The organism is uncultured Tateyamaria sp., assembly GCF_947503705.1.
Lineage (GTDB): Bacteria > Pseudomonadota > Alphaproteobacteria > Rhodobacterales > Rhodobacteraceae > Tateyamaria.
The window spans coordinates 101,550-114,564 of the sequence record NZ_CANNES010000005.1; the positions used below are offsets into that span (position 1 = coordinate 101,550).

At 59.6% G+C, this 13,015-nt stretch carries 12 protein-coding genes; 7 read left to right on the top strand and 5 right to left on the bottom strand.

Annotated elements, in window-relative coordinates; genetic code table 11:
* Position 1: 1 nt before the first annotated feature.
* Positions 2 to 1,006, bottom strand: a complete 1,005-nt coding sequence (gene moaA, locus Q1A44_RS12825; protein WP_299625515.1) for a GTP 3',8-cyclase MoaA — start codon at positions 1,004 to 1,006, stop codon at positions 2 to 4.
* Between moaA and Q1A44_RS12830 the strand changes: the two genes are divergently transcribed.
* Positions 1,005 to 1,511: a hypothetical protein gene (locus tag Q1A44_RS12830; protein ID WP_299625518.1), complete on the top strand. Its 507-nt coding sequence runs from the start codon at positions 1,005 to 1,007 to the stop codon at positions 1,509 to 1,511. The two genes, moaA and Q1A44_RS12830, sit on opposite strands and share 2 nt — an antisense overlap.
* Positions 1,512 to 1,621: 110 nt before the next feature.
* Here the strand turns inward: Q1A44_RS12830 and Q1A44_RS12835 are convergent, their stop codons facing one another.
* The 3 genes from Q1A44_RS12835 to glmU are packed head-to-tail and all read right to left on the bottom strand — an operon-like array spanning position 1,622 to position 5,509.
* Complete coding sequence (locus Q1A44_RS12835) at positions 1,622 to 2,305, bottom strand: DNA alkylation repair protein (protein WP_299625522.1); 684 nt, start codon at positions 2,303 to 2,305, stop codon at positions 1,622 to 1,624.
* Positions 2,306 to 2,340: 35 nt separating this feature from the next.
* Positions 2,341 to 4,161 carry a glutamine--fructose-6-phosphate transaminase (isomerizing) gene (gene glmS, locus Q1A44_RS12840; RefSeq protein WP_299625525.1) on the bottom strand — a complete coding sequence of 607 codons (1,821 nt, stop codon included), beginning with the start codon at positions 4,159 to 4,161 and terminating at the stop codon, positions 2,341 to 2,343.
* A 1-nt stretch (position 4,162) separates the two neighbouring features.
* A complete protein-coding gene (gene glmU, locus Q1A44_RS12845; RefSeq protein ID WP_299625528.1) occupies positions 4,163 to 5,509 on the bottom strand; it encodes a bifunctional UDP-N-acetylglucosamine diphosphorylase/glucosamine-1-phosphate N-acetyltransferase GlmU in 1,347 nt (448 codons plus the stop codon).
* Positions 5,510 to 5,650: 141 nt separating this feature from the next.
* On the opposite strand from glmU, the gene Q1A44_RS12850 reads away from it, so the two are divergent.
* Positions 5,651 to 6,313 (top strand): HAD-IA family hydrolase, encoded by a 663-nt coding sequence (locus Q1A44_RS12850; protein ID WP_299625531.1) that lies wholly within the window; start codon positions 5,651 to 5,653, stop codon positions 6,311 to 6,313.
* A gap of 81 nt (positions 6,314 to 6,394) precedes the next feature.
* The gene (locus Q1A44_RS12855; protein ID WP_299625534.1) at positions 6,395 to 7,591 is read left to right on the top strand and encodes an aminotransferase class I/II-fold pyridoxal phosphate-dependent enzyme; all 1,197 of its coding nucleotides are present in this window, start codon (positions 6,395 to 6,397) and stop codon (positions 7,589 to 7,591) included.
* On the opposite strand, the gene Q1A44_RS12860 is transcribed toward Q1A44_RS12855, so the two are convergent.
* Complete coding sequence (locus tag Q1A44_RS12860) at positions 7,588 to 8,217, bottom strand: septation protein IspZ (protein ID WP_299625537.1); 630 nt, start codon at positions 8,215 to 8,217, stop codon at positions 7,588 to 7,590. The genes Q1A44_RS12855 and Q1A44_RS12860 overlap by 4 nt on opposite strands.
* Before the next feature lie 180 nt (positions 8,218 to 8,397).
* Between Q1A44_RS12860 and Q1A44_RS12865 the strand changes: the two genes are divergently transcribed.
* From Q1A44_RS12865 to Q1A44_RS12880, 4 genes are read left to right on the top strand one after another with little or no spacing between them, the layout of a single operon-like run.
* Positions 8,398 to 9,561 (top strand): isovaleryl-CoA dehydrogenase, encoded by a 1,164-nt coding sequence (locus Q1A44_RS12865; protein ID WP_299625539.1) that lies wholly within the window; start codon positions 8,398 to 8,400, stop codon positions 9,559 to 9,561.
* A complete protein-coding gene (locus Q1A44_RS12870) occupies positions 9,561 to 9,833 on the top strand; it encodes a hypothetical protein (protein ID WP_299625541.1) in 273 nt (90 codons plus the stop codon). Before Q1A44_RS12865 ends, Q1A44_RS12870 begins: the two co-directional genes overlap by 1 nt.
* 13 nt (positions 9,834 to 9,846) lie before the next feature.
* A complete protein-coding gene (locus Q1A44_RS12875) occupies positions 9,847 to 11,352 on the top strand; it encodes an AMP-binding protein (protein WP_299625543.1) in 1,506 nt (501 codons plus the stop codon).
* Complete coding sequence (locus Q1A44_RS12880) at positions 11,349 to 12,953, top strand: carboxyl transferase domain-containing protein (RefSeq protein ID WP_299625546.1); 1,605 nt, start codon at positions 11,349 to 11,351, stop codon at positions 12,951 to 12,953. The genes Q1A44_RS12875 and Q1A44_RS12880 overlap by 4 nt, the downstream gene beginning before the upstream one ends.
* Positions 12,954 to 13,015: the final 62 nt, after the last annotated feature.

Here is a 13,015-nt window from a genome sequence, read left to right on the forward strand (position 1 = left end):
CTCAGCCGCCCGTGTGGCTCATATGGCGTGGCATCTGGCCGTCCAGCCGCTGGCGGGAGTAGTCAAAGTCGTGCCCCTTGGGTTTGAGGTTGATGGCCGCGCGAATTGCGTCCTCCAACGGGCCGTCCGACTCAGATGAGCGCAACGGGGCGCGCAGGTCAGCCATGTCTTCTTGGCCCAGACACATGTAAATCTCACCGGTGCAGGTCACGCGGACGCGGTTGCAGCTTTCGCAGAAATTGTGGCTGAGCGGGGTGATGAACCCGATCTTTTGCCCGGTTTCCTCAAGGCGGACATAGCGGGCGGGTCCGCCGGTGCGTTCGTCCAGTTGAGTGACACTGAAATGGTTCGCATAAGCCGCCTCCACCTCTTTCAAGGACCAGTATTGGCCAAGCCGGTCCTCATTGCCGATGTCGCCCATGGGCATGACTTCGATCCAGGTCAGGTCCATCCCACGCTCGGCGCACCATTGGGTAATGGTGGGCAATTCGTCCTCGTTGAAGCCTTTGAGGGCGACAGCGTTGATTTTGACTTTGAGACCTGCGGCAAGGGCGGCGTCGACACCGCGCAACACCTGGGGCAAGCGGCCCCAACGCGTGATATCGGCGAATTTCTGTTCGTCCAGCGTGTCGAGGGAAATGTTCACCCTGCGCACGCCCGCCGCATAAAGATCGGTGGCAAATCGTTCCAGCTGGCTGCCATTTGTTGTCAGTGTCAGCTCTTTGAGCGCGCCGCTCTCCAGATGCCGTCCCATGGAGTTGAAGAACGTCATGATATCCCGGCGTACCAACGGCTCGCCGCCGGTGATCCGCAGTTTTTCCACGCCCAAGCGAACAAAAGTGGAGCACATGCGATCCAGCTCTTCGAGCGTCAAAAGCTCTTTTTTGGGCAGAAAAGTCATGTTTTCGGACATGCAATAGACGCAACGGAAATCGCAGCGGTCTGTCACAGAGACGCGCAGGTACGTGATGGCGCGTTGAAACGGGTCAATCAAAGGGGCTGTCATGGTTCAATTGGTAGGCATGCGCGGGGCGCACCGCAAGGGGCATTGCGTGTCAAATCGGGTGCACTATGCTGCCGTCATGCGTTGGATGATGATCACGGCTGTAAGTTTGACGGGTTGCGGGTTGGTGCCTGAGCGGTGGACGGCGGACCCTGCAGATCCGGTGGGCGAAGCACGCGGCGGCGTCAGTGCAGACGTATTGGTGCGCCCACAAGCACGTCCGGCGGTGCCGCCTGTTGCGCCAGTGTTGGCGGATGGCGCCTTGGGACGCACCATTGCAACCTTGGGCAATGCAGGTGAGCCGGGCCTGTGGTTGCGGACCCCATTGGTGCCTGTTGAAAGTGCGGGGCGAGTAAAGGATGCAGGGACGGGGGCGGAAGTCTCTGTCACGCTGATCCCGATTGATGGGCCTGCCACGGCGGGCAGTCGGATGTCATTGCAGGCCATGCAGGCGCTTGGCGTGGGCTTGACCGATCTTGTTGAAATCGATGTATTTGTGGACAGCTAGAGCCGCTTTCCGATCCCCGCCCTTGGCAAAGAGACCGGAACGTCGCCACTGGCGCGCCGCGCTTTTCTTTTCGGAAGTCAGTTGAATATCGGATCGATATCCGACACCCCTCAAGGCTTTGACAGATATTTTGCCGCCACTTTGGCTGCAAAAGGTTTCATTGCCGCCCCATAAGTCTTTAGAAACGCCTGCGCACGATCCGCATCATGTTTGCTGAGGTCGCGCACCCACCAGGCGATGGCTTTTTGAATAAACCACTGCTTATCGTCCACATAAGTGGCCGCCCAGCCCAGTACACGTTCGCGTACCGCCTCTTCTTCGGGTTTGGGAAAGTTCTGTTTCGTCCAGGGCAGAGTGATGACCAACGCCGCGCGCCGCGTCCACATGTGCTCCGATCTGGTCCAGGCCTCGACCGTCTCCAGACGCGACGGGTCAGTGATCAAGCGCTTTTGCCCTGCAATACAGGCGTGATCGGCGATGGCCCAACTGTCGAAATCAGGCACCCAGGACGTGATCAACTCCCAGACTTCGACGTCGGGGCGCATCCGGGCCTGGGTCAACAATTTGGCCGCCGCCAGTCGCGCCTCAAAAATATCGCTGTCCCAAAGTGCGCGCGCCAAGGTGACGCGTGCCGAGACGTCAAGGTTCTGGCGCCAGGTCTTGGCCAGATCGTTAAGGATGGGGTTCGCGACGCCGAGGTGAACACGGTTTGACTTGTGATAGGCCTTGGCCCCAAGCGCGCGCTCTGGATCGGCATGGGCTTGGATCGCCTCTAGTGCGGCTTCGGGCTTCATGATGAGCAGCAGAACGATGGCGTGGGCATCCGCACTTATTCCACCGTCACAGACTTGGCCAGGTTGCGCGGCTGATCCACATCCGTGCCTTTGGCAACTGCGGTGTGATAGGCCAGCAATTGGGCGGGCACAGCATAAAGTATCGGGGCAACGATGTCCGGACAAACCGGCATTTCAATCTGTTCCCAGACACCATCACCGGCCTCTGACAGGCCCGCCGCATCAGAGATCAAGACGACCTTGCCCTTGCGCGCCATCACCTCCTGCATGTTCGACACGGTTTTTTCAAACAGCGGGTCCTTGGGAGCCATGACAACCACAGGCACGTGCTTGTCGATCAGTGCAATGGGACCATGCTTTAGCTCACCTGATGCATAAGCTTCGGCATGTATATAACTGATTTCCTTTAATTTTAACGCCCCTTCATGGGCTAGCGGATACATGATCCCGCGCCCCAGAAACAGGATATCACGCGCTTCCGCGAGCTTGCGTGCCGTGCGTTGCATCGCGCCGCTCTGCTCGATCCCGAGGTTTATCAAGGCGGGTACGCTGCGCACGGCAGAAACGTGATCGGCCATCGTGTCCGCATTGATCACGCCACGCGTGGAAGCCGCGCGCAACGCCAGCATCAACAAGACCGTCAATTGACAGGTGAACGCTTTGGTCGAGGCGACGCCGACCTCAACGCCCGCGTAGATCGGCAAAACCAGATCGCTTTCGCGGGCGATGGAGCTTTCGGGAACATTCACTACCGATACGATCTTGTCCGCCTTTCCCTGGCAATAGCGCAGGGCGGCGAGGGTATCGGCTGTCTCGCCCGATTGGCTGACAAAGATGGCCAGGGTGCGCGTCGGAATGGGCGGCTCACGGTAGCGGAATTCCGAGGCCACGTCGATTTCAACGGGCAGGCGCGCGATCTGTTCGAACCAGTACTTGGCGGTCATGCATGCATAAAATGCCGTACCGCAGGCAACCATTGTGACCCGGTCGAAGGCGGTGAAATCGATGCCCAGGTCGGGCAGGTTGATCTGACCGTCAACGCCCAGATAGTGCGTCAATGTGTTGCCCAGCACGGCGGGCTGCTCTGCAATTTCCTTGGCCATGAAGTGCTTGTGGCCTGCCTTGTCGACACGGGTCGCATCGATCTGGATCTGGCGTATAGCGCGGTTTGCCAGAGACCCGTTGGCATCAGTGATCACGACGCTTTGGCGGGTCACAACCGCGCGGTCGCCTTCTTCAAGATAGGTGATCCGGTCTGTGAGCGGTGCCAGAGCAATCGCATCAGAGCCGACGAACATCTCGCCATCTCCATGCCCGATGGCGAGGGGGGAGCCCTTGCGCGCGGCAACGATCAGATCGTCCTCTCCGTGAAACAGAAAGGCGAGCGCAAAGGCTCCGTGTAGCCGGTCAAGCGTAGCATAGGCCGCATCGACCGGTGCCTGACCCTGGTTCATATGGTGTTGGGTCAGCAGGGCGACGGTTTCGGTATCAGTCTCGGTCTGAAAGTTGATCCCAGCAGCCGCCAGTTCGGCACGCAATTCGCGGAAGTTTTCGATAATTCCGTTATGGACCACTGCCACCGGCCCTGCCTGATGCGGGTGGGCGTTGGTTTCGGTTGGGGCACCATGGGTGGCCCAGCGGGTGTGACCGATGCCAGCTTTGCCTGCCAGCGGTTCGTGAACCAGTCGGTCACTGAGATTTGCCAGTTTGCCAACGGCACGCCTGCGGTCCAGGACACCACCATTTACTGTGGCGATGCCCGCGCTGTCGTAACCGCGATATTCCAGCCGTTTGAGGGCTTCAACAAGGATCGGCGCGGCTTCATGATTGCCCAGCACCCCTACAATTCCGCACATTTTAACTGCCTCTGCTCTGTCTGGCCTTTTTGGCCTTTAACATTTCGAACAATTTGCGGGCCATGCCCGGTTTTTCGACTTGTGGAGCGCGGGCCAGGGCCAAGGCGCCTGCATCCACGTCTGATGTGATGACAGAGCCAGAGCCCGTCATTGCCTCGTCCCCCACGGAAACCGGGGCGACGAGCATTGTGTTTGATCCGATGAATGCCCGCGCCCCAATCTCGGTCCGATGCTTCATCACGCCATCATAGTTGCAGGTGATGGTGCCCGCGCCGATGTTGCTGGCCTCGCCGATCGATGCGTCCCCGATATAGCTGAGGTGGTTAACTTTGGCCCCCGCCGCCAGGGTTGCATTTTTGATCTCGACAAAGTTGCCGACGCGTACGTCTTCGGCCAGTTCGGTGCCCGGGCGCAGGCGCGCATAGGGGCCAATGATTGCACCCTGTGACACATGGCAGCCCTCCAGATGGGAAAAGGCGCGAATGGTGGCGCCCGATTCGACCGTGACACCGGGGCCAAAGACGACGTTGGGTTCAATCAGTGCATCGCGCCCGATGATGGTGTCGAGTGACAGATAGACACTGTCAGGTGCCATCATGGTTACCCCATCCTCCATCATCTGGATGCGCGCGCTGCGTTGAAACTGGGCGTCGGCCGCGGCCAGTTCGGCGCGCGAGTTGATGCCGAGTGTTTCCGCCTCGTCGCACTGGACAACCGTGACGCTCAGGTCGCGGGCGCGGGCAAGGCGGGGCAGGTCGGTGAGGTAGTATTCGCCTTGCGCGTTGTCATTATCCAGCGCATCGATCAGGTCGAACATGAGCGGAGCCGGAGCCGCCACGACACCTGAGTTGCAAAGTGTGATGGCCCGCTCTGCCTCAGAGGCATCCTTGAACTCGACGATCCGGGCCAACTGATCCGCTTCCATCACCAAGCGGCCATATCGGCCAGGGTCAGCGGCCTCGAAGCCCAGAACGGTGACGTCCGCGGTGCTAGCTGCGATGGCCTCAAGTGTCTCCGGCCGCAAGAAAGGTGTGTCGCCGAAAAGGACGATAGCCAGACCGTCAAAACCTTTCAGTGCATCCTTGGCCTGTGCCGTAGCATGGCCTGTGCCCAACTGTTCTTTTTGCAGAACGACCCTCGCCGTAGGGTCAAACGCATTGGCCGAGGCGGTCACCAGGTCTGCGCCAAACCCTGCAACGACAACCACATGGGCAGGGTCCAAAACGGTGCCGGTGGCCATGGCGTGGTGCAGCATGGGCGCGCCTGCGATGGGGTGTAAAACCTTGGGAAGGTCGGAGTTCATCCGGGTGCCTTTGCCTGCGGCCAGGATGATAAGTGCGACGCTCATGCTGTTTCTCTTTGTTTTTTGCTTCTGCCCTGTTTATCCGCTGGGAAACCACGCGCAAGCGGGCGGCACATCAAACAAAATTGCGGGTTGCAACACGGATCGGCGGTTCATCGCCTTTGCGCACCCGGTCAGAGGCAGGGCATGACGGCAGTAATTTTCGACCTGGATGGAACTTTGGCGGACACCAGCGGTGACTTGCTGGCCGCGGCGAACCATTGTTTTCGCGATATGGGCTTGGGCGATGTCTTGGGTCCAGCGGATGCGGGGGTCGCCTTGCGGGGCGGGCGGGCGATGCTGCGAGCCGGGCTCGCGCGGGTGGACCAAATGGATGAGGCCATTGTGGATCGCTATTACGGTGTGCTGCTTGAGGCATATGGTGCTGCCATTTCTGTCCATACGCGGATGTATGACGGGGCCATGGATGCGGTCGAAGTGCTGAAGTCACAAGGCTACGGTGTGGGCATCTGCACCAACAAGCCCGAAGGTCTGGCCGAGCAATTGTTGCGCAACCTGGGTGTGCGCGATGCTTTTGGTAGCCTTGTCGGCGCAGATACACTGCCTGTGCGCAAACCGGACCCCGAACCGCTGTTCGAGGCAACGCGCCGTTTGGGACATGACCCGCGCGCCTGCATCCTGATTGGTGACAGCGACACGGATCGTAACACCGCCAGGGCGGCAGGCGTGCCGTCGGTTCTGGTAACCTTTGGCCCGGCAGGGGGCGACATGGCAGCGTTGGAGCCCGAGGCGCTGCTCGATGATTTTGCGGCCTTGCCATCGGTGGCCGCAACGCTTTTGCCCCGCTGATCGGCAAAGACCCGATTTCGAGTTGTGGAATGGGTGCGCTCCATCTTGACGTGATGCAGGCGGGACACCACAACTTTGCCCATGACAGAGACTTTTACCGGCAGCTTCACCCAGCAAGACCCGATCCCTGAAACCGGGATCGAAGCCGCATTGGCCGTTTTGCGCCACGGCCGCTTGCACCGCTATAACACCGCCCCCGGCGAGGTGTCGGAAACGGCCCTGCTGGAGCAGGAGTTTGCCGCAAGCGTCGGCGCGCAATATTGCCTTGCGGTTGCCTCTGGCGGGTATGCGATGGCTACGGCATTGCGGGCTGTAGGCGTGAAACCGGGCGATCACGTGCTCAGCAACGCCTTTACCCTGGCCCCTGTGCCAGGAGCGATTGCAGCGGTGGGGGCGGTTCCGGTCTTTGTCGGCGTGACCGAAAGCCTGACAATTGATCTGGATGATCTTGAGGCCAAGCTGGATCAGGCCCGCGTTTTGCTGCTCAGCCATATGCGTGGGCATATCTGCGATATGGATCGGTTGATGGCGATGTGCGATGCGGCGAGCGTCACCGTAATCGAGGATTGCGCACATACGATGGGGGCCGCCTGGAACGGAGTGCCTTCGGGGCGGCATGGGGCCATCGGTTGCTATTCCTGCCAGACCTATAAACATGTGAATTCGGGCGAGGGCGGCTTTCTGGTCACGGACGATCCGCATCTGGCGGCGAAATCCGTGATGCTGTCGGGCAGCTATATGCTGTTTGAGCGGCACTTGGCGGCCCCGCCCAAAGAGGCCTTTGCCGATCTGAAATACGACACGCCCAACATCTCGGGCCGGATGGATAACCTGCGCGCGGCGATCCTGCGCCCGCAAGTGGCGGATCTGGCGGCGCAATGCGCCCGTTGGAACGAACGGTATTATGCGCTTGAGGCTGGGTTGCGCGATACGCCCGGCCTGAAGGTCATTGACCGCCCTGCCCAGGAAACGATTGTGGGGTCGTCCATCCAATTCCTGCTGCTCGATTGGACGGCTGCGGCCGTTCAGGAGGTGATCAAGCGGTGCCTTGCCCGCGGGGTCGAGCTGAAATGGTTTGGCGCTGCTGAACCGGTTGCCTTCACCAGTCGCTATGACAGCTGGCGGTATGCGCCGTCCACGCCTATGGCCGCGAGCGACCGCATTCTGGCAGGCGTGGTCGACATGCGCGTACCCCTGACTTTCAGCCTGGACGACTGCGCACTGATCGCGCGGATCATCCGGGGCGAGGTATCGGCGGTCTATCAGGCGACGGCCTAGCGGGCAGAGCCCTCCTTGCGTTTCTTTTTCGCGGGCTTCAGCGACACGTGATCGACGAACAGTCCGATCTGGGTGAGGAAGAAGACAAGGATTATGACCGGCATCACTACGGTCTCGAATATCACCCAGACCGTTTCGGATTGCGTGCGCCAAACCAGTTCGTTTGCACCTGCGGACAGAAAAAACAGAAGCGTCACGCGCTTGGTCAGGATCATCCAACCCTTGCGCTTGAGTGGTATCATGTCCTCCATAATGTATTTCAGCCAGGATTGCCCGCGCAACAGCCCGATGGACAGCAGGATCGCGAGGGTCAGGTAAATCGCGGTCGGCTTCACCTTGAACAGCCGGGGATCGTTGAGCCAGACGCTGAGACCGCCAAAGACGAGCACCATCGCCGCCGTTGCCACCTGGATCCGGGCGATCTGCCCTGTCAGATACCCGAGCGTCGCAATGGCGATTACAAAGACGGGGAGAAACGCGGCTATGACGACGACCAAACCGGAATACTCCGTGTTCGCCACAACAAAGCTGTCATTGCGAAAAACCAGATAGGCCAGGACAAAGCCTATGATCGGGCCGAACTCCAACACAGTCTTGAGCCCCGCGCGCAACGGTTTTGATGTCATTGTTTGGGTCTTACCTTCGTGGCTGATCTCTCAAGCGTCCATGTAGCGCACCCATCAAGGTTTGCCGAGCATATCCGCGATGTCGCTGACGGCGCCTTTGCGGTTGATCTAGATACTGGACAGACTGCGCAGTATTCCATATAAATTGAACAAGCGTTCATTAAATCGGGGAGGCGCGCCATGTTCACTCAATCCATGCAGTTTGATTTGGGCGAGGACGTCAATGCATTGCGGGATATGGTGCATCGTTGGGCGCAAGAACGGGTCAAGCCGATGGCGGCCGAGATTGACGCCAGCAACAGCTTCCCGCCCGAACTCTGGCCCGAAATGGGCGAACTGGGCCTTTTGGGCATTACCGTTGAGGAAGAGTTTGGCGGGTCGGGCTTGTCCTACCTTGCCCACACCGTCGCGGTTGAGGAACTCGCGCGCGCCAGCGCATCTGTCTCGCTGTCTTATGGCGCGCATTCGAACCTGTGCGTAAACCAGATCAAACTGAACGGAACCCCCGAACAAAAGGCGAAATACCTGCCCGGTTTGGTCAGTGGTCAGCATGTGGGCGCGCTGGCCATGTCCGAAGCGGGCGCCGGGTCTGACGTGGTGTCGATGAAGCTGTCGGCTGAAAAACGCAACGATCGGTATATTCTGAACGGCAACAAATACTGGATCACCAATGGCCCTGACGCCGACACGCTGGTGGTTTATGCCAAGACGGACGCCGACGCGGGTTCCAAGGGCATCACGGCCTTCCTCATTGAAAAGTCCATGAAAGGTTTCACCACGTCACCCCATTTCGACAAGCTTGGGATGCGGGGGTCGAACACGGCTGAGCTGATCTTTGACGACGTTGAGGTGCCTTTCGAGAACGTGCTGGGCGAGGAAGGACGCGGTGTTGCGGTCCTGATGTCGGGACTGGATTACGAGCGCGTCGTGCTGGCGGGCATTGGCCTAGGGATCATGGCCGCCTGCCTGGACGAGATCATGCCCTACATGGCCGAGCGCCGCCAATTCGGCCAACCCATCGGGTCGTTCCAACTGATGCAGGGCAAAATTGCGGATATGTATACCGCTATGAACTCCGCCCGCGCCTACGTCTACGAAGTCGCGAAGGCCTGTGATCGGGGCGATGTGACGCGGCAGGACGCGGCGGCCTGCTGTCTTTATGCCTCCGAGGAGGCGATGAAGCAGGCGCATCAGGCGGTGCAAGCGATGGGAGGTGCCGGGTTCCTGAACGACGCCCCAGTGGCCCGCATATTCCGCGACGCCAAACTGATGGAAATCGGTGCCGGCACGTCGGAAATCCGGCGCATGCTTGTGGGCCGCGAATTGGTTACGGCGATGGGCTGATGCCACGCTCCGTGCTCATCACCACCTCGACACTGGTTCTTTTGGCGGCTCTTGGCGGCTATTGGCTGGGCCAACGACAGCTCACGCTGGAGGCCAGCGGTGTGATCGAAGCTGTGGCAACACTTCATGCCCAGATGCACGGTGTGGACACCGCAGACTGTGCCGGTTGGCCGGGCGAGGGCGGCGCCGTGTTTCAAGTGCGCTGTGGCGTGACCTTGTATCAAGTGGACAGGATGGGCCGTACTTCGGTGGTTGAGGATGGCGGGATATGAAGCTTCCACGTCCATGGCAGTCCACCGTACCGCAACAGGTGCAGCCATGAACATGGCCGCCCAAGCACTCGATCATCCCGCTGACCAGACTGCGATTATCGATCTGTCAAGCGGCGCACGTCGTGACGTGACCTACGGCGATCTATCCGAAAAAGTTGACAGTTTGGCCCGGTTTTTGCGGACCAAAGTGGCAGCAGGTGACCGCGTCGGTGTGCTGTTGGGTCAAACGACCTGGTGTGCAGCGGCACATCTTGCGATCTGGAAAATTGGTGCGATTTCAGTACCTTTGTTCAAACTCTTCAAGCATGATGCATTGGCCTCGCGGATCGGTGACGCGGGGATCACATTCGTGCTGACGGACGAGGATGGGGTGGATTTGGTGGGCGATCTGGCAAAGCCTTTGCGGGCTGATCAGCTAGGTATTTCGGGCGACCCGCTGCCGTTCACGTCGGCGACCTCGCAAACGCCTGCTGTGCTGATCTACACGTCTGGTACCACCGGGACGCCCAAGGGCGCGCTGCATGGCCATGGGGTTCTCGGCGGGCACCTTCCGGGCGTCGTGCTGAGTCATGATGATCTGGGCCGACCGGGCGATTGTCTCTGGACGCCTGCGGATTGGGCGTGGATCGGCGGGCTCTTTGATGTGCTGATGCCGGGTCTTGCCTTGGGCGTACCTGTCGTGGCGGCGCGGATGCCGAAGTTTAGCGTCGAGAATTGCGTGAAAATCATCGCACAAGGCAATGTAAAAAATGTATTTTTTCCACCAACAGCCTTGCGGATGCTCAAGGCGGCGGATGCCCGGATCGACGGCTTGCGATCTGTCGCCAGCGGTGGTGAGCCTCTGGGGGCCGAGATGCTGGCCTGGGGGCGCGACGCATTGGGTCTAACGATCAACGAATTCTACGGCCAGACCGAATGCAACATGGTGGTGTCGAGCTGCGGGGCCAGGTTCGCGGCGCGGCCCGGGTTTATGGGGCGGCCAGTGCCCGGCTTTGACGTGCAAGTCATTGATTCCGAAGGACACGTGACCATGGACGAAGGCGATATTGCAGTGCGTCGTGGCGCACCCTCCATGATGTTGGGGTATTGGCAGCGGCCCGATGAAACGGCTGCGAAATTCCGCGGAGACTGGATGCTGACCGGCGATCGGGGGCAACGCGATGGGCAGGACATCCGCTTTTTTGGCCGAGAGGATGATGTGATCACATCCGCTGGCTACCGTATCGGGCCGGCCGAGATTGAGGATTGCCTGATGACTCATCCGGATGTGGCCACGGTGGGGGTTGTAGGTAAGCCAGACCCGCTGCGCACGCAGATTGTCAAAGCCTATGTTGTCCGTAAACCGGAGGCGACAGCGACGGTTGAGGAACTTAAGGTATATGTTCAGGAACGTCTCGCAACGTATTCATATCCTAGAGAAATAGAGTTCTTGAACGAATTGCCGATGACCGTACCGGGCAAGGTAATCCGCAAGGCACTAAAAGCCCGCGCCGAAGAAGAAATCGGAGAGAGTACATGAAACTGACATCTCAGGCCCTGATCGGATCCGAGAGCTTTCGCGCCAATCGGTTGGCCCATCTTGATGCGCTGGCTCAAGTGCGAGCGGCGGCTGAGCTGGCAGCGCATGGCGGCGGGGAACGATCGCGTGCGCGCCATGTTAGCCGCGGCAAAATGTTGCCGCGTGACAGGGTGGCAAATTTGCTTGACCCCGGCTCGTCCTTTCTTGAGGTGGGCGCGACCGCTGCGCATGGCTTGTATGATGGCGCAGCCCCTTGCGCAGGCGTCATTGCGGGCATTGGGCAGGTGATGGGCCATGACGTTATGGTCATTTGCAATGACGCCACAGTCAAAGGCGGCACCTACTACCCGATGACCGTCAAAAAGCATCTGCGCGCTCAGGAGATCGCCGAACAGAACCACCTGCCATGCATCTATCTTGTGGACAGCGGTGGGGCGAACTTGCCCAACCAGGACGAAGTGTTCCCCGACCGCGATCACTTTGGCCGCATCTTCTTCAACCAGGCGCAAATGAGCGCAAAGGGCATTCCGCAGATTGCCGTTGTCATGGGGTCTTGTACGGCAGGCGGGGCCTATGTGCCTGCGATGTCGGATGTGACGATTATCGTTAAAGAACAAGGCACTATCTTTCTTGCGGGTCCCCCTTTGGTCAAGGCAGCCACGGGTGAGGTGGTCAGCGCCGAGGACCTCGGCGGCGGCGATGTGCACACCCGCCTGTCTGGCGTGGCGGATTATCTGGCTCGGGATGATGCACATGCTTTGGCCTTGGCACGCAGAAGTGTCGCAAACCTTAACCTTTGCAAACCCAGTACTGTCACTTTGCAAAGTTCCGAAGAGCCGGCCTTTGACCCTGACGAAATCCTGGGCGTCGTTCCGGCTGATTTGCGCACCCCTTACGACATTCACGAGGTCATCGCCCGCATCGTTGACGGGTCACGTTTCGACGCGTTCAAGGCCCGCTTTGGCGAAACGCTGGTTTGCGGGTTTGCGCATATCAAGGGGTGTCCAGTGGGCATCATCGCCAACAATGGCGTGCTTTTCTCCGAAGCCGCCCAGAAGGGCGCGCATTTTATCGAATTGTGCAGTCAACGCCGTATCCCATTGGTTTTCCTGCAAAACATTACTGGTTTTATGGTGGGGCGCAAATACGAGAATGAGGGTATCGCGCGGCATGGCGCCAAGATGGTGACGGCCGTCGCGACGACGTCCGTGCCCAAGGTTACGATGCTCGTCGGCGGATCTTTTGGCGCTGGCAATTACGGCATGGCCGGTCGGGCCTACAGCCCCCGTTTTTTGTGGTCCTGGCCAAACTCTCGGATCAGCGTGATGGGGGGCGCGCAAGCGGCTGGCGTTTTGGCAACGGTCAAACGCGACGGGATTGAGCGGGCGGGCGGCACGTGGTCGGCCGAGGAAGAGGCCGCCTTCAAGCAGCCAACCATCGACATGTTCGAAGAACAGGCCCATCCACTCTATGCATCGGCCCGATTGTGGGACGATGGTGTCATCGACCCGCGCAAGGCGCGCGACGTGCTGCATTTGAGCCTGAGTGCCGCCCTGAATGCCCCGATTGAGGAGACACGCTTTGGCGTGTTTCGGATGTGAAAATGGCCTGTCTGTATCACGTCGGTTTTTTGTCGGTATTGCGTCGGTGTTTGCGCCGCCCC

Excerpts from the sequence above, each read along its gene's own strand:
- Q1A44_RS12830 (WP_299625518.1), top strand. The coding sequence starts at position 1,005 with ATGGTTCAATTGGTAGGCATGCGCGGGGCGCACCGCAAGGGGCATTGC.
- moaA (WP_299625515.1), bottom strand. The coding sequence starts at position 1,006 with ATGACAGCCCCTTTGATTGACCCGTTTCAACGCGCCATCACGTACCTG.
- Q1A44_RS12835 (WP_299625522.1), bottom strand. The coding sequence starts at position 2,305 with ATGAAGCCCGAAGCCGCACTAGAGGCGATCCAAGCCCATGCCGATCCA.
- glmS (WP_299625525.1), bottom strand. The coding sequence starts at position 4,161 with ATGTGCGGAATTGTAGGGGTGCTGGGCAATCATGAAGCCGCGCCGATC.
- glmU (WP_299625528.1), bottom strand. The coding sequence starts at position 5,509 with ATGAGCGTCGCACTTATCATCCTGGCCGCAGGCAAAGGCACCCGGATG.
- Q1A44_RS12850 (WP_299625531.1), top strand. The coding sequence starts at position 5,651 with ATGACGGCAGTAATTTTCGACCTGGATGGAACTTTGGCGGACACCAGC.
- Q1A44_RS12855 (WP_299625534.1), top strand. The coding sequence starts at position 6,395 with ATGACAGAGACTTTTACCGGCAGCTTCACCCAGCAAGACCCGATCCCT.
- Q1A44_RS12860 (WP_299625537.1), bottom strand. The coding sequence starts at position 8,217 with ATGACATCAAAACCGTTGCGCGCGGGGCTCAAGACTGTGTTGGAGTTC.
- Q1A44_RS12865 (WP_299625539.1), top strand. The coding sequence starts at position 8,398 with ATGTTCACTCAATCCATGCAGTTTGATTTGGGCGAGGACGTCAATGCA.
- Q1A44_RS12870 (WP_299625541.1), top strand. The coding sequence starts at position 9,561 with ATGCCACGCTCCGTGCTCATCACCACCTCGACACTGGTTCTTTTGGCG.
- Q1A44_RS12875 (WP_299625543.1), top strand. The coding sequence starts at position 9,847 with ATGGCAGTCCACCGTACCGCAACAGGTGCAGCCATGAACATGGCCGCC.
- Q1A44_RS12880 (WP_299625546.1), top strand. The coding sequence starts at position 11,349 with ATGAAACTGACATCTCAGGCCCTGATCGGATCCGAGAGCTTTCGCGCC.